Source organism: Cupriavidus sp. 207A1 (assembly GCF_057798955.1).
This window is the reverse complement of the sequence record NZ_JBYOJO010000004.1, coordinates 41,856-61,108: the sequence shown is the minus strand read 5'-3', so window position 1 is coordinate 61,108 and position 19,253 is coordinate 41,856. Positions and strand designations below refer to the sequence as shown.

At 68.2% G+C, this 19,253-nt stretch carries 17 protein-coding genes; 8 read left to right on the top strand and 9 right to left on the bottom strand.

Going from position 1 to position 19,253, the window contains the following annotated elements; all coding sequences use genetic code 11:
* Positions 1-9 precede the first annotated feature (9 nt).
* The 3 genes from AC3FMM_RS08435 to AC3FMM_RS08425 all read right to left on the bottom strand — a co-directional run bounded on the left by AC3FMM_RS08435 (position 10) and on the right by AC3FMM_RS08425 (position 2,954).
* Positions 10-381: a DUF4387 domain-containing protein gene (locus AC3FMM_RS08435; RefSeq protein WP_326346536.1), complete on the bottom strand. Its 372-nt coding sequence runs from the start codon at positions 379-381 to the stop codon at positions 10-12.
* 26 nt (positions 382-407) lie between these two features.
* Positions 408-1,769 (bottom strand): acyclic terpene utilization AtuA family protein, encoded by a 1,362-nt coding sequence (locus AC3FMM_RS08430; RefSeq protein WP_326346493.1) that lies wholly within the window; start codon positions 1,767-1,769, stop codon positions 408-410.
* Between the two features lie 195 nt (positions 1,770-1,964).
* The gene (locus tag AC3FMM_RS08425; RefSeq protein ID WP_326346494.1) at positions 1,965-2,954 is read right to left on the bottom strand and encodes a sigma-54 interaction domain-containing protein; all 990 of its coding nucleotides are present in this window, start codon (positions 2,952-2,954) and stop codon (positions 1,965-1,967) included.
* A 337-nt stretch (positions 2,955-3,291) separates the two neighbouring features.
* Here AC3FMM_RS08425 and AC3FMM_RS08420 point away from each other — a divergent pair, with 337 nt between their 5' ends.
* Both AC3FMM_RS08420 and bcsS read left to right on the top strand, forming a co-directional pair.
* Positions 3,292-5,436, top strand: a complete 2,145-nt coding sequence (locus tag AC3FMM_RS08420) for a glycosyltransferase (protein WP_488686427.1) — start codon at positions 3,292-3,294, stop codon at positions 5,434-5,436.
* 63 nt (positions 5,437-5,499) lie between these two features.
* Complete coding sequence (bcsS, locus tag AC3FMM_RS08415; RefSeq protein WP_115683532.1) at positions 5,500-6,171, top strand: cellulose biosynthesis protein BcsS; 672 nt, start codon at positions 5,500-5,502, stop codon at positions 6,169-6,171.
* A gap of 24 nt (positions 6,172-6,195) precedes the next feature.
* On the opposite strand, the gene AC3FMM_RS08410 is transcribed toward bcsS, so the two are convergent.
* Positions 6,196-6,510: a DMT family transporter gene (locus tag AC3FMM_RS08410; protein WP_115683531.1), complete on the bottom strand. Its 315-nt coding sequence runs from the start codon at positions 6,508-6,510 to the stop codon at positions 6,196-6,198.
* 186 nt (positions 6,511-6,696) lie between these two features.
* Here AC3FMM_RS08410 and AC3FMM_RS08405 point away from each other — a divergent pair, with 186 nt between their 5' ends.
* Positions 6,697-7,851: a hypothetical protein gene (locus AC3FMM_RS08405; protein ID WP_488686426.1), complete on the top strand. Its 1,155-nt coding sequence runs from the start codon at positions 6,697-6,699 to the stop codon at positions 7,849-7,851.
* 12 nt (positions 7,852-7,863) lie between these two features.
* On the opposite strand, the gene AC3FMM_RS08400 is transcribed toward AC3FMM_RS08405, so the two are convergent.
* On the bottom strand, positions 7,864-8,667 hold the full coding sequence (locus tag AC3FMM_RS08400; RefSeq protein WP_115683530.1) for a BPL-N domain-containing protein: 804 nt from the start codon (positions 8,665-8,667) through the stop codon (positions 7,864-7,866).
* Positions 8,668-8,879: 212 nt separating this feature from the next.
* Between AC3FMM_RS08400 and AC3FMM_RS08395 the strand changes: the two genes are divergently transcribed.
* Complete coding sequence (locus AC3FMM_RS08395; RefSeq protein ID WP_116314061.1) at positions 8,880-9,329, top strand: group I truncated hemoglobin; 450 nt, start codon at positions 8,880-8,882, stop codon at positions 9,327-9,329.
* A gap of 32 nt (positions 9,330-9,361) precedes the next feature.
* Here AC3FMM_RS08395 and AC3FMM_RS08390 read toward each other — a convergent pair whose 3' ends face one another.
* Together AC3FMM_RS08390 and AC3FMM_RS08385 are read right to left on the bottom strand one after the other, a co-directional pair.
* Positions 9,362-10,126, bottom strand: a complete 765-nt coding sequence (locus AC3FMM_RS08390; RefSeq protein ID WP_116314062.1) for a helix-turn-helix transcriptional regulator — start codon at positions 10,124-10,126, stop codon at positions 9,362-9,364.
* Positions 10,110-11,033 carry a DMT family transporter gene (locus tag AC3FMM_RS08385; protein WP_116314063.1) on the bottom strand — a complete coding sequence of 308 codons (924 nt, stop codon included), beginning with the start codon at positions 11,031-11,033 and terminating at the stop codon, positions 10,110-10,112. The genes AC3FMM_RS08390 and AC3FMM_RS08385 overlap by 17 nt, the downstream gene beginning before the upstream one ends.
* 198 nt (positions 11,034-11,231) lie before the next feature.
* On the opposite strand from AC3FMM_RS08385, the gene AC3FMM_RS08380 reads away from it, so the two are divergent.
* Together AC3FMM_RS08380 and AC3FMM_RS08375 are read left to right on the top strand one after the other, a co-directional pair.
* Positions 11,232-12,836, top strand: a complete 1,605-nt coding sequence (locus AC3FMM_RS08380) for a DUF1800 domain-containing protein (protein ID WP_488686425.1) — start codon at positions 11,232-11,234, stop codon at positions 12,834-12,836.
* Positions 12,837-12,853: 17 nt separating this feature from the next.
* A complete protein-coding gene (locus tag AC3FMM_RS08375; RefSeq protein ID WP_414248635.1) occupies positions 12,854-14,185 on the top strand; it encodes a DUF1501 domain-containing protein in 1,332 nt (443 codons plus the stop codon).
* A 36-nt stretch (positions 14,186-14,221) separates the two neighbouring features.
* On the opposite strand, the gene AC3FMM_RS08370 is transcribed toward AC3FMM_RS08375, so the two are convergent.
* Positions 14,222-16,798, bottom strand: coding sequence for a penicillin-binding protein 1A (locus tag AC3FMM_RS08370; RefSeq protein ID WP_473704830.1), 2,577 nt, complete (start codon positions 16,796-16,798; stop codon positions 14,222-14,224).
* A 323-nt stretch (positions 16,799-17,121) separates the two neighbouring features.
* Here AC3FMM_RS08370 and AC3FMM_RS08365 point away from each other — a divergent pair, with 323 nt between their 5' ends.
* On the top strand, positions 17,122-18,189 hold the full coding sequence (locus AC3FMM_RS08365) for a porin (protein ID WP_488686424.1): 1,068 nt from the start codon (positions 17,122-17,124) through the stop codon (positions 18,187-18,189).
* Positions 18,190-18,382: 193 nt separating this feature from the next.
* Here AC3FMM_RS08365 and AC3FMM_RS08360 read toward each other — a convergent pair whose 3' ends face one another.
* Positions 18,383-18,856, bottom strand: a complete 474-nt coding sequence (locus tag AC3FMM_RS08360) for a DM13 domain-containing protein (RefSeq protein WP_488686423.1) — start codon at positions 18,854-18,856, stop codon at positions 18,383-18,385.
* Positions 18,857-19,018: 162 nt separating this feature from the next.
* On the opposite strand from AC3FMM_RS08360, the gene AC3FMM_RS08355 reads away from it, so the two are divergent.
* On the top strand, positions 19,019-19,252 hold the full coding sequence (locus AC3FMM_RS08355) for a CDP-diacylglycerol pyrophosphatase (protein ID WP_115683523.1): 234 nt from the start codon (positions 19,019-19,021) through the stop codon (positions 19,250-19,252).
* Position 19,253: the final 1 nt, after the last annotated feature.

Below are 19,253 nucleotides of genomic sequence, written 5' to 3'. Positions count from 1 at the left end.
GCGAAAGGATCAGGCCGGGATCTCCAGCGTCAGCAGCGGCGCATATTGCTGCGCGCCGAAGATATCGCCATCGCCCGCGCTGCCGCTGGGCTGCGCGCGGTACATGGTGAACTTGATGGCGAAGGCCGGTTCGTACTCGACGAAATCCGAAATGCGCGAGACTGGCACGCGAAACAGCGCGGCCATGCTTTCGCGGGTCAGCGCCCGCGATCGCTTGACCCGTTCATATTCGGCTTGCTCGCGGAAAATGATGTCGAAGGTGATCTTGTTGACCCCGGCGTTCTTGCTGCGGATGGTCTTGGCGAGCGCGTGCAGCGGCTGCGCCGGTGCCGCGGTGGGCGCGGCGGCCGGGGAGGGCGAGGGGTGGCTGGCAATGGTCATGGTGGCTTCCTTGGCAACGGGGCGCGTCAAACGCCGGCTTCGACGACATGGGTGGGGAAGAGCGCGAGCGGGTCGCGCACTGCCATCGTATGGTTCAGCGTCCAGCGATAGGCGGGGCTGGCGTGCAGCACCTCGTCCAGCGGGAACGACACCGAGCCGGCGGTGCCCTTCACATCCGGCAGCCGCGCGTAGAACATCTGGCGCAGGCCGATCATCGCGACTTCCTCCGCCATCTCGCGCGTGGGCGCGACGCCCTGCACCATCACGCAAAGCTCGTGGCCGGGGCGGTCGCGCAGCGGTTCCAGTTCGCCCATCACCCCGTCGCGTCCATATACGTTGTAGTGCAGCGAATAGCCGGTGTCGCCGAAGCGCGCGCGCACCTGTTCGCGCGCCCAGGCAATGACGCGGTCGACGTTGGCGATGGTGTACGGGTCGCGGATGCCGCACAGGCCCACGTAGCGCTCGCCCACCTTGCCCGAGCCCTCCAGCTTGACGCGCACCTGCGGCGCGGGTTCGAAGCGGGCGCCGGTGATGCGGGTGGTGCGCGGATCGAGCTGCTCGTAGCGGCACTGGCTCATGTCGAGCCTGCCGCCGGCGACGAATTCCTCGAACGGATTGGAGCGCTCGTACATGGCATGTCCGGCCACCGAGGCAATGGTGCAGCGCTGCTCGGGATGCATGGCCGTGACGCGGACGTCGTCGCGGGTGATTTCGCCCAGCACGGTTTCCTTGCCGCCGTACGGCTCCGCGCAGAACGAGGCGCACTCCAGCACCTTGCCCAGGTAGTAGGCATGGTCGGCGGCAAAGCCGTGATGCAGCGCCGGCGCCGCGAACACCGCGGCATCGGAGCTGCGCCCGCCGATGATCACGTCGACGCCCTGGCGCAGCAGTTCCAGGTACGGGTGGACGCCTGCCATGGCGACGATGCGGTCGGTGGCGTCCAGTTCGGACAAGGTCAGGTCGGCGAAGCCGTCGAGACCGCGGATGGTTTCCCCCGCGCCCATTTGCTCCCGCACCAGCGACTTCGGCACTTCGGAATAGAAGTACCCGATGCGCAAGCGCGGCAGGCGGTGCCGTTGCGCGAGGTCGCGCAGGATTTGGACATAGCGGTCGACGCGGCTGTTGGTGCCGGTATCGCCGGCCGAACCGATGATCATCGGCACGCCCAGCCGCCGCGCGGCCAGCAGCATGTGCTCGAGATCGTGGCGCTGCCACGCTTCGGGGCTGGTGGAGGTATCGGAGCCCAGCGGCACCGGCCCGACATCATCGCTGCCCGAATCGGCCGCGATGTAGTGCGGTGCGGCGGCCACGCCGATCTCGAAACTGCCCGTGCGCAGCGGGGCAAAGCCGAGATGGCCATTGGGGCAAATGATCTTCAGCGACTGCATTCAACATTCTCCGGTTAGGTGTCGCTTCGTTAAAGCGAGTCACGCGACACCCAATACGCAGAAGCTGTGCCAGCCGGGCGATGATGAAATTTCCCTTGAAGATCAAAGGCTTGTGACGAGGGCAGGGGGTGGCGCGCGATCTTCACGCGCCTGCTTGGCGTGAATTCCACGCCATTGCGCGAAGTGCGCGCCGCGTCAGCCGGCGGGTAATCCGAGCTTGCCCATCTGGTGCCGCAACGCATGGCGGCTCAGCCCAAGCCGGCGTGCGGCTTCGGCGAGATTGCCGCCACAGGCCGTCAGGGCCTGTTCGATCAACCTGGCCTGGAACTGTGCCGTGGCGGCGTGGTAATCCAGCGGGCCGGCCGGTGCAGCAGTCATGGGCATCAGGTCGGCCGGAGCCGCCGCGGCGCGGTTCATCTCGCGCAGGATCCGCGCCGGCAGGTGGGCCGGCAGCACGCAGTGGCCCGGTTCGAGCAGGCAGATGCGCTCCAGCAGGTTCTCCAGTTCGCGCACATTGCCGGGCCAGCGGTACGCGCGGAAGATGCGCTCGACTTCCGGATCCAGCCGCTCCATGCGGCTGCCGTACTGGCGGTTGTAGCGCTGCAGCGCGTTGTGCGCGAGCAGCAGGATGTCGTCGCCGCGTTCGCGCAGGGGCGGGATATTGATCGAGATGACCTGCAGCCGGTAGTACAGGTCCTCGCGGAACTTGCCGGCATTGACCTCGCTGAGCAGGATCTTGTTGGTGGCGGCGATAAAGCGCACGTCGACACTGATCGGCCTGATCGCACCGACGCGGCGGAAGCGCCGGGTATCCAGCAGCGTCAGCAGCTTGGACTGCATCACCAGGTCGAGCTCCCGCACCTCATCCAGGAACACCGTGCCGCCATTGCCGGCCTCGATCAACCCTTCCTTCTTGCCCACCGCGCCGGTGAAGGCACCGCGTTCGTGGCCGAACAGTTCGGACTCCAGCAACTGCCCCGGGATTGCCGCGCAATTGATATCGATGAACTCGGCGTCCGCGCGGCTCGACTGCTGGTGCAGCAGGCGCGCCACCAGGCTCTTGCCGGTTCCGGTTTCACCATAGAGCAGGACGGTACGCGCCTGGCTTCTTGCCACGCGCGCGACCAGGTCGCGCAGGGCGGCGACCGACGGATGGTTTCCGACGAGTTCCAGGGGAGCATTCATTGCGCATGGGGTGATGACAGGAAAACGCGCCAAATCCAACGGAGCGGGCACGTGCGAAGAATTTTTAACGGGCGTGTGGACCACGCCGGCGTGGCCACCTGGTGCTGGCAAGAGTGGATGCTACCTGAGCATGCAACCCGCAAAGACACTGAATTCTGAGATTAGCGTTTTTCAGATCTGTGCACGACTTACTGAATGTGCCAAATCTTCTATGCTGTAACGGGGTGGTGTTTCGGCCTCTCGCCAATGCCCTCGGTATCGACTCCGCTTGCTCCCTTGCCTTCCTGGCAGCCCGTCATCGTGTCCAGTGAGAACAACGCGCGCAAAGAACAAGAATATGAACACGGAACAGCCCACCCGGTCGATCAGGGTGCTTGTGATGGTGTACGTGCTGGTGGGATTGGCGTACCTGGCCTGGCGCGTCGACACGATCAACCTCGCGGCACCGCTGTTTTCCTTCCCGCTTTATGCGGCGGAAGTCTACGGCTATATCAGCGGCCTGCTGTTCGTGCTGATGACGTACCGCCTGTCGGTGCGGCAAGCGCCGCCGCCCGAGCCGGGCCTCAGCGTCGATGTTTTTGTGCCGACCTATAACGAGTCGGTCGAACTGATCCGTCGCACGCTGCTGGCGGTGATGCGCATGGATTATCCGCATGTCACCTGGCTGCTGGACGACGGCCGCCGCGAATCGATGCGCGCGCTGGCGCAGGAACTGGGTTGCCGCTATCTCGCGCGCGGCGATAACGCCCACGCCAAGGCCGGCAACCTGAACCATGCGCTGCGGCACAGCACTGGCGACTTCATTGCGATCTTCGATGCCGATCACGCGCCGCGCAAGGATTTCCTGGTCAAGACCCTGGGCTATTTCCGCGACGCGCGCGTGGCGTTCGTGCAGACGCCGCAGGATTTCTTCAACATCGATTCGTTCAACCACCGCCTGGGCAAGAGGCGGGTGTGGGATGAGCAGGCGCTGTTCTTCAAGGTGATCCAGCGCGGCAAGGACGCGCTCAATGCCGCGTTCTTCTGCGGCAGCTGTGCCGTGATCCGGCGCGACGCGGTGGCGCGGATCGGCGGCTTCGCGACGGAAACGGTGACCGAGGACGTGCACACCGCGATCCGCTTGCACAAGCTCGGCTACCAGTCCGTATACCACGCCGACTCGCTGGCGTTCGGGCTGGCGCCGCATAGCATCGACACCTACCTGAAGCAGCGCATGCGCTGGGGCATGGGGGCGATGCAGGTGTTCCGGCGCGAGAACATCCTGTTCAGCCGCGGGCTCACCCTCGGGCAGCGCCTGAATTACCTGGCCTCGGCACTGTTCTTCTTCGAAGGCTGGCAGAAGCTGATCTTTTTCCTGACCCCACCCGTGGTGTTCCTGACCGGTGTGCTGCCGATCATCTCGCCGCTGGACAATTTCCTGCTGCTGTTCTGCTTGTATTACCTGCTTTCGATCCTGGTGCACCTGGAACTCGGGCGCGGCTACAACTCGCTGTTCCTGAGCGAGCAGTACGCCATGGCGCGGTTCTTTGCGTTCATGTCGACCAGTGTCGGGCTGTTCCGCAAAAATATCCCGTTTGTCGTGACCGACAAGCAGATGTCTCAGACCGGCAAGATGTGGCTATGGCTGTCGCCGCTGCTGGTGCTCTGTGCCGTGGCCGCCGCGAGCATACCGGTCGGCCTGTACCGCATCTACACGGGCGGGATCCCGCTCGGCGCGGGCCTGGTGACGCTGTTCTGGACGCTGATGTCGCTGGGCTCGGCGATCGCGGTGGGCGCATACGCATACAAGCACTCGCGCAACCGCCGCGCCGAATACCGCTTTCCGCTGCGCGTTCCGGCTACCCTGACCGTCGATGGCAAGACCTGTCTGGGACTGACCGCGGACCTGTCACCGAACGGCGCGCTCTACCTGGGCGAAGCGATGCCCGGCCTGGCGCTGGGCGACGTGGTCGAGGTGGCGGTGCATCTGCCCAACCTCGTCGTCCACGACACCGCCATCGCCACCTTCGTCAAGGCGTCGCGGCCCGGCGCCGCCTACGGCATGTCGGTCGGATTGCGTTTCAACTGGAGCGCGCAAGGCAACACCGGTGCACTGGAAACCTTCCTGTTCGGCAGCAGGCTCCAACTCGAGATGGGAGCCCTGCGCGAGACCGAGACGCCGCCTCTGACACGTCTTGCCGAGATCCTCGGGCGTCACGGGGGCAGCCCGTCCGCGGCGTACAGCTGGGCCGCCGCGCTGTTGATGCAGCCGTTGCGCGTCGGCATGCTGCCGGTGGCCATCGCCACCATCGACGGCGCGGCACCGCTGCTGTTCAGCAGCATCGAGCTGGACCTCAACGCCGGCGCAACCCTGCGCCAGACCATGGCGGCGCAGGCGGGCGCCGTCCAGGAACAGGCGGTCCGGCTCACCCCCACGGGCCGGGTGACCACGCCGACCGGTGATTTCCACCTGTACAACATTGCACCGCATAGCGCGGCTTAACCCGGGAAGATATTGATGATGGCGTACGGAGGCCATGGCGCAGCGTGCCGGCGGCTGGCAGCGATGACACTCTTCGGCGGGCTGGCGCTGCTGGCCTCGCTGCCGGCGGCGGCCGATCCCTTCGTGTTCGGCGGCGCCAGCCTGGCCGGCGGCGGCGAGCGCAGCGAATACGTCGGCATCAGCGGAAAGCTGCTGCCGGTGCCGTTGCTGGTGCAGAAGTTCGTGGTCAGCGACTACCACTACAAGTACGGTACCAACGGCACCACCGTGACGGTGAACGGACAGGCGGCCGAGGCCGCGCTCGGCGTGCAGAAGGGCTGGTCGACGGGCTGGGCCGAGTTCTCGGCAGGCGCCCGCTACCGCTATAACCGCGTGTCGCCGGAAGGGGCGGACAACCGCTCTGACGGCGGCGAGTGGGGCCTTGCGCTGACCGTGCTGGGCCAACAGGAGTTTGCCCGGAACTGGGCGGTCAACGGCATCGCCAGCTACAACTTCGGACCCAAGGCCTACTGGGCGCGCGGGCGCCTGCTCTACAAGGTCTTCGGCGACGCCTGGGCGGGTGTGGAATTCATCAAGCACGGCGACCCGTTCTACCATGCCACGCAAGGTGGCCTGGTCGTGACCGGCATTGCCATCGGCAAGGGCGTGAACCTGGGATTCTTCGGCGGCGCCAGGAAGACCGCGGGCGAGCCGCGTTCCTTCTATGGCGGACTGGAACTGAGCAAGGCGTTCTGAGCGTGGCCGGAACGACACTGCCGTTCAGGAACTCACTTTCATCATGACGAGCCCGCTGACGATCAGTGCGGCGGCCAGGATCCTGACTGCGCTGGCGGGTTCGCCCAGCACGAACAGCCCCACCAGGAACGCGCCCACGGCGCCGATGCCGGTCCAGATGGTGTATGCCGTGCCGAGCGGCAGGCTTTTCATGGACAGGGAAAGCAGGGCGAAGCTGGCAATCATGGCCACGATGGTGATGGCCGAGTAGCCGGGGCGCGAAAAGCCCTCGGACAGCTTCATGGAGTACGCCCAAAGAACCTCGAGCACTCCGGCGATGACGAGATATATCCAGGCCATGATGGCTCCTTGAATCAAGAGCCGGGCCGTCCCGGACATTCATACCCGGTGCGGGCGAGGTCGTCCTCGAAAGTGGAGCATTGTACCGGATCGCTGGGGCAGGCGTGCGCCGGGGCGATGGGCCGCATGGTATCGTCGGCATGTCATGGTCATGCCCTGGGACGTCCAAGATCGGGGGGGGAAATAATGAGAACGAGGCCGGTGCTGTGGTTCGTCGCGATGGTGTTGCTCTTGCCGCGGTTGGCCCTGTCCAGCGAATTCGGCAGCAAGGGCGGGCCGGAGCCTGCCAACCTTCAACAGATCGCGTCACGCCTGCGCGAGGACCCGTATGACCTGGAACTGCTGATCAGCTTCGGCACCTCCAAGGGCGGATCCGCCGGCCATATCGCGCTGGCGCTGCGTGACGACGCGGCGGGCGAAGAGCGGGTCTACTCGGCCAACTTCTACGCCGATCGCGACCCCGCGCACGCGAGCGGACGCTACACCACCGATCTGATGGTCGCCATCCCCAAGCAGGAATATCTGTTCAAGACCGTATCCACGGTCGCCGAGACCGCATCGTTCGGGCTCGACTTCGGCGAGATCTACAAGCGCTCGGTCATCGGGGTGCGGGTCTATGGCGTGCCGGCGGCGGACAAGGCAGCGCTGGCCGCGTACTTCCGCCGCATCAACGACGACTATCACCAGCAACGCAGCAACACCGAATATCACCACGGGCCGATCCGCTACGACTACCTGCGCCTGAACTGCGCCAAGACCATCGGCGCCGCCTTCAAGTATGGCGTCGGCTACCGCGACCTGGCAGTGACCGGCGCCACGCTGTTTTCAGGGCAGCGCATGATCGCGGCAGCCACCGCCAATATCCCGACCGAGATGGCGATGAAGCTGGTCCGGGAATGGGGCCAGCGCAACTACGGCATGGATGTGGTGCTGTACAAGAAGTACCGCGGCTCGGCCTATGTCGATCCGCAAGAGGAAGAAAAAATCGCCTTCAAGGACCTGCCCGATCGCTTCCCGTCGGTGCTGTCGCTCGACTTCCGCCGCGAGGCCGGGGCTTACCAGGACTATGACAACCTGCTGGCGATGTACCTGCTGTTCAATCTCGGCAAGTACAGCGTGCGGGTCAACGAACAGACCTTGTTGCTGGAAATCGAGAAATCGAAGGACCCGATGCCCTATGCCGAGGCGCTGCAGGCCGCCGAGCGCGACGCCCGGGCCGACAGCGAAAAATTCCAGCGCCATATCGAATTCCGTCCGAGTGGCGAGGGAATCGGCGAGGCGCCGGACAATACGCATCTTTACCACTTTAACGAGGAGGCGGAGAGGACGGTGGCGCGCTAGGGTGCCGCCCCTTCAGTCCAGTTCAAGCCCACCCTGCGCCAGCAACTGCCGAAACACCGCCAGCCGCGCGTCGCCCGTTTCCGCCAGCCGGTCGCACACATGGAGGTATTCGGACATATCGCTGTGTCCGCGCAACGCATCCTTGCACTCCCGCTCAGAAATCTCCAGATGGACCCCGGTCAGCAGCGCGCGGCCCTTGCCGACCTGTGCGCTGACGATGGCGGGCGGTGTGCCGGCGATGCCTGCATAGACGGCCAGCACCTCGGTGCCGGGGCCGGGGGCGTCGGCGAAGTCGAAGCGGCAGCCGCCGTGGTAATGCGTGTAAAGCGATAGCGGGACTTCGGTCAGCTTGTCCGTGGTCCGCAGTTCCACCGCGGCGGTGGTGCGCGGGGTGCCGTCATAGAGCTTGCCGCCGGTCAGTTCAGGCAGCGAGCCGACTGCCACCGCATCCACCAGCCGCAGTTCGCGCGGGCCGCAGATGGCGCCGCGGGTGCCGGCGTGGAAGGCCAGTTCGCGGCAGGCGTAGTAGGCGCCCGCGCATATCCCGAGGTAGACGCCGCCCCGTTCGACAAACTGCCGGATGCGCGCGTTCGGCGCGCCGTTCAGCAAGGCGCAATAGGGCAGGTCGGCGCCGCCCGGCATGACGAACATCACCGCGTCGTCGAACAGGGTGGCGTCGTGCCGGATCTCGCTGGCCATCACCGCGCGGATTTCATAGGCCCCCGCGGGCAGCTGATGGCCGATGGTGCGCATCAGGCATGCGGTCCAGTCCGACGCGCCGGCGTCGACATAGGTAAGGATCTGTGGCTTGGGCATGGCCGCATCCGGGTCTTGTCGTCTCCGACTCTAGCCGGTTGGTATCGAAAACGCCATGCCGTCCTCGGCGTGAAAGCAAGGCAGAGCCAACCTGCTATGCTGAAACAGCCGAAGCCGGCGCTGTCGGCGCTATCCCCGCATGCGGTCAATGCAATTTGCGCCGCGGCACTGGCTCCGATCCCGCAGCTACCGGGTAAAGGAAGGAGTCAGCCATGCGTATCTCGCCTGTTCTGTGCGGTTTTGTTGTGGCGGCGGTGCTGGGGCTTGCCGGTTGCGCAACGCCGGATCGTGCCAAGCCGGCCACGACTTCGTCGTTATACGACCGGCTTGGCGGCATGCCGGCGATTACCGCGGTGGTCGACGACTTCGTCGGCAACCTGGCGACCGACCCGCGCATCAAGGCAAAGTTTGCCAATGCCGATATGCCGCGCCTGAAGACGCGGCTGGTCGAGCAGATCTGCGCGGGTTCTGGCGGACCCTGTACCTATTCGGGCCGCGATATGAAAACCGCCCATGCCGGCATGGCCATCAGCAATGACGAGTTCGATGCGCTGGTCGATGACCTGGTGAAATCGCTCAACAAGTTCAAGGTGCCGGCGCGCGAGCAGAAGGAATTGCTGGCGATTCTGGGGCCGATGCGCAAGGATATCGTCTCGCGGTAACCGGTCGAGCCGGGCGGTCAGCACTCTCGGTCTCAGCCGCGCGCGGCCGCCCGCCATGCCCCCGGCGGCAGCCCGAAGCGCCGCGTGAAGCTGCGCGTGAAGGTGGTCTGGTCCGGATAGCCTGACATCAGCGCGATCTCGGCCAGCGGCAGCCGGGAGTCCGACAGCCACTGCAGCGCGCGGTCCAGCCGCAGCCTGGTCTGGTAGCGGTGCGGGGTATCGCCGAAGGCCTCGGCGAACAGCGTCTGGAAGCGCCGCACGCTCCAGCCGAAATGCGCGGCCAGTTCCGGCACGCGCAGCGGCGCGGCCAGGTTGGCGCGCAGATGGGCATCTATGGCCATCAGCGGAAAGACCTCGCGGTCGGCGGGCATGCCGAGGCTGTCGGCCAGCGTCGCGGCCAGGGTTGCCGCAAGGTGCCAGTCTGCCTGCGGCGCGCGTGCCGCGCACGCCGTGCGCCCGGCCGCCAGCGCCCGCACCCGGTTGCCAAGGGCGCCGTCCAGCGCGAACGCGCGCGGACGCGCCATCAGCCTCGCCGGCAGCGCCACCGATTGCGCGGGGAAGTCCGCCACCAGCTGCAGGTTCCCCTGATAGCCCATGTAGTCATGATGGCTGCCGGCCGGCACGATCAGGCCGGTGCGGTCGTCGACGCGGTAGAGGTGGCCGTCGAGTTCCAGCTCGGAGGCGCCGGCCAGGCCGAACAGCAGCTGGTGGTAGCCGTGCTGGTGGCCCTCCGGCTGCGGCCGGTAGCGCCGGTGCTCGACCAGCGGCGCGGCGCGCGCTTCAGCGGGCTTGCGCATGCCGCATCCTGCCACGGGTCTGGCACAGCCAGACGCCGGCACCCGCCACCGCCATGCCCAGCATCTGCACGGCGCCGAGGCGCTCGCCGAACAGCAGCCACGCCTGCAGCGCCGCCAGCGGCGGCGCCAGGAACATCAGCGCCGCGGCATTGGCGGCCTGGCCGCGCCGCACCAGGCTGACCAGCAGCCAGGTGCCGGCGCCGGACAGGCCGATCGCGGCCCAGGCCAGCCCGGCCCACAGCGCTGGGCCGCCGTGCCAGTGCAGCGGCGCGCCGGCTGCCTGGATCGTCACCATCGCGGCGGCGACCAGCATGGCGCCCAGGTTCTGCCACGCCGAGCTGGCGCGCAGGTCACAGGCGGCGATGGCGGTTTTCTGCAACAGGGTTCCCATGGTGATCGAGACAATGGCCAGCACGCCCAGCAGCATGATCCACGGCGACACCGGGCGGGCCGCGCCGTGCAGGCCGGCCTGCATCGCCGGCGCAACCACCAGCGCGACGCCGAGCGCACCCAGCGCCAGCCCTTGCCAGGTCCGCCTGGAAGGTAGCTCTTTCAGCAGGGGAATGGCAAGCAGCGCGGTCAGCAGCGGCTGCAGCGCGCCCAGCAGCGCCATGATCGCCGGCGGCAGGCCCTGGGCGACGGCGCCGTAGCCGGCGCACAGGTAGATGCCCTGCATCAGCGCGCCGGCCAGCAGGTGGCGCGGCGCTTCGCGCAGCGGCGGCCATGCCGCGCGCGCGGCCAGCGACCACGCCACGAACATCAGCCCGGCCACGGCAAAGCGGCCCAGCAGGAACAGGCTGGTGTCGGCCAGCGGCACGATCGCCTTGCCGACGATAAAGCCGGTGGACCAGATCAGGACGAAGGCCATGGCGGGCAGCCAGGCGACAGTGGACAGGGGGCGCGACATGCGGTCAGGCGTTTCCGCTGCGGGAGCGGAAAAGGCAGAAAAAAGGCAAGGCTAGCCAGGCGTGGCGCCGGTGTCTTGGCAAATCCGGCAATCTCGCACTGAAAGCACTGGTAACACTCGCGTGGCGTCGTCGCGTCAACCGGACCGGGCTTGCCACGTAACATGGTGATGGGGATCGAACCGGACGAGGTGAACCACATGGAACCAGCGCAGCATGCAAGACCACCTGGCCTCGGGCGCGTGACCGCCTGGCGCGCCGCCGCCGTGCTGGCGCTGGCCGCGTGCCTGGCAGGCTGTGCCCAGCTGCAGGCGGGACCGGGCAACGGCGACGACCGTGGCGCCACGGCCGCCGCCGACCTGCGCTGGCTCAATACCGTCACCTACGGCGCCGACCAGGCCTCGCTGGACGCGCTGCACCGGCTGGGCCGCAAGGGCTTCCTCGCGCAGCAGCTGGCGATGCCGCTGGCCGATCCACCCGAGCTGGCGGCCGCCATCGACGCCTTGCCCAACCTGCGCGACGGCGCCGCCGCGCAGGTCCAGGCCGCGCGCGAGGCGCGCCAGCGCATCGATGCCCTGCCCGACGACGCGAGCCGGCAGCAGGCGCGCCAGGCGCTCAACCTGCAGGGCCGCGAGATCGTGGCCGATGTGGCGCGGCGCCACTTGCTGCGCGCGCTGTATTCGCCGGCGCAGCTGCGCGAGCAGATGACATGGTTCTGGATGAACCATTTCAACGTCTATGCGGGCAAGGGCCAGGTCGGGCTGCTGCTGGCCGACTATGAAGAGCGCGCGATCCGGCCGCACGCGCTCGGCCGTTTCCGCGACCTGCTGATGGCCACGGTGACCGCGCCGGCGATGCTGGTCTATCTCGACAATGCCCAAAGCAGCGCCAACCGCGTCAACGAGAACTACGCGCGCGAACTGATGGAGCTGCATACGCTGGGCGTCTCTGGCGGCCCCAGCGGTTCGCGCTATACGCAGCAGGACGTGCAGGAACTGGCGCGCGTGATGACCGGCGTGGGCGTGAACCTGCGCGGCACGCCGCCGCCAAAGCTGCCGGCGGCGCACGCAAGCCTGTACCGCAGTGACGGCCTGTTCGAGTTCAACCCCGCGCGCCACGACTTCGGCGCCAAGCTGCTGCTGGGCCATCGCATCGAGCCATCCGGTTTCGACGAAGTGGCGCGCGCAGTATCGATGCTGGCGCGCGAGCCGGCCACGGCGCGCTTTGTCAGTGCGAGGCTGGCTGCGTACTTCATCGCCGACCAGCCGCCGCCCGCGCTGGTCGAGCGCATGGCGCAGACCTTCACGCGCACCGACGGCGATATCGCCGCGGTGCTGCGCACCATGTTGCTCGCGCCAGAACTGGACCGGCAGGCGGACCCGTCCCCGCGCAAGTTCAAGGACCCGATGGTCTATGTGGTGTCGTCGCTGCGACTGGCCTATGAAGGCCGGCAGGTGGCCAACCTGCGCCCCGTGATGAACTGGCTGAACCAGCTGGGCGAGCCGCTGTACGGCCACGTGGCGCCCGACGGCTACCCGTCGGCGGAAAGCGCGTGGGCCAGTTCGGGGCAGTTGGTGCGGCGTTTCGAGATCGCGCGCGCGATCGGCTCGGGGCCGGCGGGATTGTTCGCGGGCGACGGCACCACGCCGCGCGGCGCGCGCTTCCCGACGATCGGCAACAAGCTCTACTACGATGCCATCGAAGCCACCCTTGGCCCCGCCACGCGCGCCGCGCTGAGCCAGGCCGAGTCGCAGGCGGAATGGAACACCCTGCTGCTGGCTTCGCCCGAATGGATGCAGCGCTGAAGGCAACGGAGAGCACCATGCAACGCCGACAATGGCTCAAGACGATGGGTGGCGCCGCGCTCGGACTGGCGCTGCCAGCCATCGCCTCGCGCGTCTACGCGCTGCCCGCGCAGGCCGATGCGCGCTTCCTGCTGGTATTCCTGCGCGGCGGCTATGACGCCGCCAGCGTGCTGGTGCCGGCCGGCAGCGACTTCTATTACGCGGCGCGGCCCAATATCGCCATTCGCCGCCCGCCCGCGCCGGGTGCCGACGCGGATCCCAATGCCGCGGTGGCGCTGGCATCCGCCTTTGGTGCCGACAGCGCCGCGCGCGGCATCGGCGACTGGGCCCTGCACCCGGCGCTGGCACCGACCTTGCTGCCGTTGTGGCAGCAGGGCCAGCTGGCCTTCGTGCCGTTCGCCGGCACGCACGACCTGTCGCGCAGCCACTTCGAGACCCAGGACGGCATCGAGGCCGGCCTGCCCGGCCATGACGAAAGCCGCCAGGCCGCGGCTGCGCTGCGCGGCAGCGGCTTCCTCAACCGGCTGGCCCAGGCCATGGGTGGCCAGGCTGCGCCGGTGGCGTTCACCGACGGGCTGCCGCTGGTGCTGTCCGGCCCGCGCGACGTGCCCAATGTCTCGCTCAAGGGCAGCGGCCGCGCCCCGTTCGATGCGCGCCAGGCGCGGCTGCTGGCGCAGATGTACCGCGGCACGCGTTTCGAGTCACTGATCGACGAGGGCTTCGAGCTGCGCGAGACCGTCGCGCGCCAGGCGCAGGCGGAAGCGCCGAAGGGCGGCATGGCTGGCGCCGGCCCGGCCACCATGGCGTCGCGCCAGCAGGAGATGCAGGCCGCCAGCCGCCGCGCGCTCAGCGCGCGCGGCTTCGAGGTCGAGGCCCGGCGCATGGCAGGGCTGATGCGCGAGCGCTTCAACCTGGGCTTTATCGACGTGGGCGGCTGGGACACCCACGTCAACCAGGGTGCCGCGCAGGGCCAGCTGGCCGGGCTGCTCGACAACCTGGGCCGCGGTTTGTCGGCCTTTGCCGCGGAGATGGGTCCCGCATGGAGCAAGACCACCGTGGTGGTGCTGTCCGAGTTCGGCCGCACCTTCCGAGAGAACGGCACGCGCGGCACCGACCACGGGCACGGCACGGTCTACTGGGTGCTGGGCGGCGCCGTGCGCGGCGGGCGCATCGCCGGCGAGCAGGTTGCGGTGGAAGCGGCCACGCTCAACCAGGATCGCGACTGGCCGGTGCGCAACGAGTACCGGGCGCTGCTGGGCGCAATGTTCCGCAGGTTGTACGGGCTGGATGCGGCGCGGCTGGCGCAGGTGTTTCCGGGGGTGGCGGGGCGGGATATCGGCCTGGTGTGAACCGCGTTCCGGCCGGCCGCACGCCGGGTCCGGCGGCTAGCGTTGGCCGGCCGGGGTGATGATGGTGGGTGCGAGCGGCGTGATCGGTGCTGCGGGCGCAGGCGCAGGCGGCGCCGTTGGCGTGGAGGAGGCAGGGGGCGGGATGGTGGCAGGGGCCGGTTCATTCGCCGGGGGCGGCGCAAGCGGCGCGCTTGCAGCGATGTCCGGTGGCGGCACCGCCATCACCGTCTCTCCCCGATCCAGCGCCAGGCTGGACTCATCATGGTCGCTGTCGGCCGCCGCGGCGGACGCAGCGGCCGGCGGCGCGACCTCGGCTTCCTGTGCCGGCAATGCCGGGCGGCGCGGCGCCGGGCGCGGTGCCGGGGTCTCGCTGGCCTTGTCGCGCGTGAACAGCTGGCTGAACCAGCCGCGCAGCTGCGTGCCCAGCGACGCAAACAAGTGCGTCTCTTCATGCTCGGCAAAGCGCGCGCGGCCGTCGATGATGCGCGCGCGCAGGGCGCGCTGGTAGAAGTCGCCCACCATCGGCAGCGCGCTGTGCGCACCCTGGCCCCAGTAGTCGCTGCGCAGCGTGATGCGGCTGTCGTTGAAGCCGACCCAGGCGCCGGCCACCAGTTCCGGATGCATCAGGATGAACCAGCCGTCGGCATTGTCCTGGGTGGTGCCGGTCTTGCCGGCGACGTCGGCGCGGATGCCGAAGCGCGAGCGGATGCCGGCGCCGGTGCCGCGGTCGATCACGTCGCGCATCACGTCGAGCAGGGTTTGCGTGGCGGCGGCGGGCAGCGCGTGCTCGGCGCGTGCGGGGCGGAACACCTGCAGCACATTGCCCTGGCGGTCTTCGATGCGCGTCACCATGGTCGGCGCGATGTAGTCGCCGGCATTGGCGATGGTGCCGTAGGCAGCCACCATTTCCTTCAGCGTCACCGGGCTGGTGCCCAGCGCCAGCGACGGCACCACGTCGAGCTCGCTGTCGCGCACGCCCATGTTGCGCGCCAGCCGTGCCACGCGCGCGGGGCCCACTTCCTGCATCAGCTGCGCGGTGATGGTGTTGCGCGAATAGACCAGGCCGTCGCGCAGCGTCATGGCGCGGCCGGTGGGCCGGCCTTCGTCGCTGGGGCGCCAGATCTCGCCGCCGGACAGCGCGATTTCCACCGGCTGGTCCACCAGCGTGTCGTCGGGCGTCTTGCCCTCGTCGAAGGCCGCGCCGTAGACGAAGGGCTTGAAGGTCGAGCCCGGCTGGCGGCGCGCCTGCTGCACGTGGTCGAACGCGTCCTGGGTGTAGTCGCGGCTGCCGACCCAGGCGCGGATCTCGCCGTTGCGCGGATCGATGGCCAGGAAGCCGGCCTGGATCCGCGTCTTGCTCTGGTGCAGCGCGCGCAGGAAGGCGCTGTCGGCCATCAGGTGGCGCAGCGCCTCGTCCGGTGCGGTGCCGGCGGCGACGGCGGCGCGGTACTCCGGGGTCTCGCGCACCAAGGCCTGCACCAGCGGCTTGTTGGCGGCCCAGCCCGCGCGCGGCGCCCAGGCGGCGTTGGCAACCGCCTGCAGCCGGTTGCCCTGCTGCACCACGGCCTGCGTGGCCATGGCCTGCAGGCGCGCGTCGATGGTGGTGTGGACCACCAGGCCGTCGGCGTAGATGTCGTAGCCGTTGCGGTCGGCCCAGCCGATCAGCCATTTGCGCAGCTGCTGCGCAAAATGGGGCGCGGGCCCGGGCGGCTCGGTCTGCCGCTCGAAGTCGATGCGCAGCGGGCGCTTCTTCAGCTGCTCGTAGCGCGCCGCGTCGAGCTTGCCGCGCTTGACCATCTGCCCCAGCACGGTATTGCGCCGGTCCAGCGCGCGCTCGGGGTTGAGCACCGGGTTGTAGTAGCTGTTGCCCTTGAGCATGCCGATCAGCGTGGCGCTCTGCAGCACGTCGAGCGAGCGGGCCGGGCGGTCGAAGTAGGTGCGCGCCGCCATCTCGATGCCGAACGCGTTGTACAGGAACGGCACCGTGTTGAGATAGGTCTCGAGGATCTCGTCCTTGGTGTAGAGCGCCTCGATCTTCAGCGCGGTGATGGCTTCCTTGAGCTTGCGCGTCAGCGTGGGGGCGCGGCCGATCTCGTCGGGATAGAGGTTGCGCGCCAGCTGCTGGGTGATGGTTGACCCGCCCTGGCGGTCGCCGGAAAAGGTATGCAACGCGGCCGAGGCGATGCGGCGCCAGTCCAGGCCGTGGTGCTGGTAGAAGCGGTGGTCCTCGGTGGCGATCAGCGCCGCCACCACGTTGGGCGAGATCTGCTTGAGCGGCACCCAGTCACGGTTGGCCCACTTGAACACCGCCAGCTCCTTGCCGTCGGCGGACAGCACCTGGGCCGGCTGCTCGGACTTGGCCTTGCGGATATCGCTGATGCCCGGCGTGAACGGGATCAGCACCAGCACATAGAGCAGCAGCGCCGCCGGAAGCGCGGCCAGGCCGGCCAGCAGGCCGCGCCGGGTAGGGCGCAGCGTGCCGGGCCGGGTCAGGCCGGCGCGCGCGGTGCGCGCCGCCAGTCGGGACAGCCCTCGCCGGAGCGGGGCAGGCAGTGAAGCCGGGAACGAGGCAAGCAGCGGGGCAAGCCGGGTCTTGATCTCAGCCAGCTTCATGAGGCGAAGCGGTCAAGGCACGGGCGCGGGGCGGCACGGGACACTGGCATTACCGTCGTCGGAAAAGCCTGCATCCTACCAAAACGTTCCCGCCGGTTACAGGGAAAACCCCCATCCGCGCGTGATGCGCCACTTCCTGCTGCGAAGCATAGGTCACAAAGCTTTCATATTGCGCCGCCACAATGCCGGGGCCGCCACTCGTGCGGACGATGCGCCGTTGCCGGGTTGCCCGGCTGGGCCGCAGCGCCATGGCTCTCCATGGCGATTCACGGCCCTGGGTCCGGTGCGGTGTCGTGCCTCAAACAGAACACAGAGAAACTACAGTGAAGAAAGCTCTCCTTGCAATGACGGCAGCAGCGGCCGCGTCGGCCGCATCCGGGGTGGCGTCGGCCCAATCCGCGTCCAACGTGACGCTCTACGGCATCGTCGATGCCGGCGTCGAAGTGATCAGCAACGTGCCGGGCAGCGGCGGCGCCGAAGGCACGGCCGTGCGCCTGAACTCTGGCAACCTGTCGGGCTCGCGCTGGGGCCTGCGCGGCACCGAAGACCTGGGCGGCGGCCTGAAGGGCATCTTCGTGCTGGAAAGCGGCTTCGACGTCGACACCGGCACCTCGGGTCAGGGCAACCGCCTGTTCGGCCGCCAGGCCTACGTCGGCCTGCAGGGCGGCTGGGGCGCGGTCACGCTGGGCCGCCAGCAGAACGCGCTGTACGACCTGTTCGGCGCCTTCGACCCGATGGGCGTGGGCCCGCGCTACTCGCTCAACAGCGTCGACTCGGCCTTCAACGGCCGCGCCGACAACGCCGTCAAGTACACCGGCAAGTTCGGCGGCCTGACCGCCACCGGCTTCTACAGCTTCGGCCGCGACAACAACGAAATCCCGGGCGAGACCAAGGTCGGGCGCAACTTCGGCGGCGGCCTGACGTATGCGGCGGGCGGCCTCTCGGTCGGCGCGGCCTACGACCAGTTCCACGGCGGCACGGTGGCGCTGCAGGACCGCGCCGCCAAGCGCGCGGCGGTGGGTGCGGCCTATGCCTTCGGCGGGGCCAAGGTGTTCGCGGGCTACCGCTGGCTGCGCGACGACGGCGTCTCCAGCGCCACCGCGGCCGAGACCCGCAGCAACGTCTACTGGGCCGGCGCGCAGTACCGCTTCACGCCGGCGTTCCAGCTGACCGGCGCGGCGTACTACAACGACACCCGCAACAGCGACGCGGATCCGTGGATGTTCGTGCTGTCGGCGGACTACTCGCTGTCCAAGCGCACCGACGTGTACCTGAACGTCGGCTACTCGAAGAACAAGTCGGGCTCGGCGCTGGGCCTGAACGGCGTGGGCACCGTGGTTGCCGGCGAGAACCAGACCGGCGCGACCATCGGCCTGCGTCATCGCTTCTGAGCGTCACTGCCTGATGCCTGCCCGGCCGGCTGCCATGCCAGCACGGGCGGGTGCTTACCTCTCATATCGACACCTGCGGCTGGTCTTGCGGGGTTCGTTGGGCCGGTTGTCTTGACCGGCCCCTTTTTCCGCTTGCGCCGCTGCTCTGCTGCGCCGCCAACGCCATCGCCAGCTGCGCTCCCGCACCCGGTCCCTATCTATACCGCGCGGCCCCGATAAACTGCCCGAAGCGCTCGCACCAGATCACTACCGCGGCATACTGCGCCGGGTCCACGCCGGGCGGCAACGGCACCGTGAAATTGCCAAAGGTCTTGAGTTCGCCGACCTGCAGCGACTGGTCCTTGACCCGCAGGAAGGCCTCCTTGTTGTCGACGAACGCCGGCGCCAGGTAGATCCGGTAGTCCGGCCCCGGTGCCACGCTGCCTTCGAACGCGAGCGCATTGGCCGAGACATGGAGCCGCCCGCTGGCCCAGTGCAGCGCGTCGCTGCCGGCCAGGTCCTTGCGGAAGGTGCCGGAATAGCGCGCCTGTTGCGATACCGCCTGCACCTGCCCGGCACTGGCACCCGGCTGTGCCGTCAGGATCGGCAGCACATAGATGCCCGCGGCAAAGCCGGCCGCCAGCATGGCGAGGTGGGTCAGCACGAGGATGGCGGGCCTGGCGGTCATGGCGGGCTCCGGAAGGGATGGGGATGCCGGTATGTCGGCGCCGGCGCCGGAACCTGACAGCGCCGTGGCAGGTTGACGGCCTTGGCACATTCGCAACGGTTTCACCAATCCAACACATGGAAGTGGTTATGATCTGGTAGTTGCCCTGTCGAGAAGCTGCCTATGACCCTCCACGTCACGATCCGCACTATCCGTACCGGCACCATGCAAACCGCCCGCTATCAGGCGCGCGTCTACCTGACCACCGATGCCGAGGCTTTGCCGTTGCTGGCAACGGATTGGAGCGAGCGCGAGGCCGAAGCCTTCCGTACCGCACAGTTCTGGGCGCAGCGCCACGCTTATGTGGTGTCTAATCCACGCGCAGGAACCTTCTACGGCGTATCGGGCCGGCGCTGAA

Bases quoted from the DNA above. Each gene is read 5' to 3' on its own strand.
- AC3FMM_RS08390 (WP_116314062.1), bottom strand. From the start codon at position 10,126: ATGCGCAAGCCCGCTGAAGCGCGCGCCGCGCCGCTGGTCGAGCACCGG.
- AC3FMM_RS08380 (WP_488686425.1), top strand. From the start codon at position 11,232: ATGGAACCAGCGCAGCATGCAAGACCACCTGGCCTCGGGCGCGTGACC.
- AC3FMM_RS08400 (WP_115683530.1), bottom strand. From the start codon at position 8,667: ATGCCCAAGCCACAGATCCTTACCTATGTCGACGCCGGCGCGTCGGAC.
- AC3FMM_RS08435 (WP_326346536.1), bottom strand. From the start codon at position 381: ATGACCATTGCCAGCCACCCCTCGCCCTCCCCGGCCGCCGCGCCCACC.
- AC3FMM_RS08375 (WP_414248635.1), top strand. From the start codon at position 12,854: ATGCAACGCCGACAATGGCTCAAGACGATGGGTGGCGCCGCGCTCGGA.
- AC3FMM_RS08395 (WP_116314061.1), top strand. From the start codon at position 8,880: ATGCGTATCTCGCCTGTTCTGTGCGGTTTTGTTGTGGCGGCGGTGCTG.
- AC3FMM_RS08360 (WP_488686423.1), bottom strand. From the start codon at position 18,856: ATGACCGCCAGGCCCGCCATCCTCGTGCTGACCCACCTCGCCATGCTG.
- bcsS (WP_115683532.1), top strand. From the start codon at position 5,500: ATGACACTCTTCGGCGGGCTGGCGCTGCTGGCCTCGCTGCCGGCGGCG.
- AC3FMM_RS08425 (WP_326346494.1), bottom strand. From the start codon at position 2,954: ATGAATGCTCCCCTGGAACTCGTCGGAAACCATCCGTCGGTCGCCGCC.
- AC3FMM_RS08385 (WP_116314063.1), bottom strand. From the start codon at position 11,033: ATGTCGCGCCCCCTGTCCACTGTCGCCTGGCTGCCCGCCATGGCCTTC.
- AC3FMM_RS08430 (WP_326346493.1), bottom strand. From the start codon at position 1,769: ATGCAGTCGCTGAAGATCATTTGCCCCAATGGCCATCTCGGCTTTGCC.
- AC3FMM_RS08410 (WP_115683531.1), bottom strand. From the start codon at position 6,510: ATGGCCTGGATATATCTCGTCATCGCCGGAGTGCTCGAGGTTCTTTGG.
- AC3FMM_RS08355 (WP_115683523.1), top strand. From the start codon at position 19,019: ATGACCCTCCACGTCACGATCCGCACTATCCGTACCGGCACCATGCAA.
- AC3FMM_RS08370 (WP_473704830.1), bottom strand. From the start codon at position 16,798: ATGAAGCTGGCTGAGATCAAGACCCGGCTTGCCCCGCTGCTTGCCTCG.
- AC3FMM_RS08420 (WP_488686427.1), top strand. From the start codon at position 3,292: ATGAACACGGAACAGCCCACCCGGTCGATCAGGGTGCTTGTGATGGTG.
- AC3FMM_RS08405 (WP_488686426.1), top strand. From the start codon at position 6,697: ATGAGAACGAGGCCGGTGCTGTGGTTCGTCGCGATGGTGTTGCTCTTG.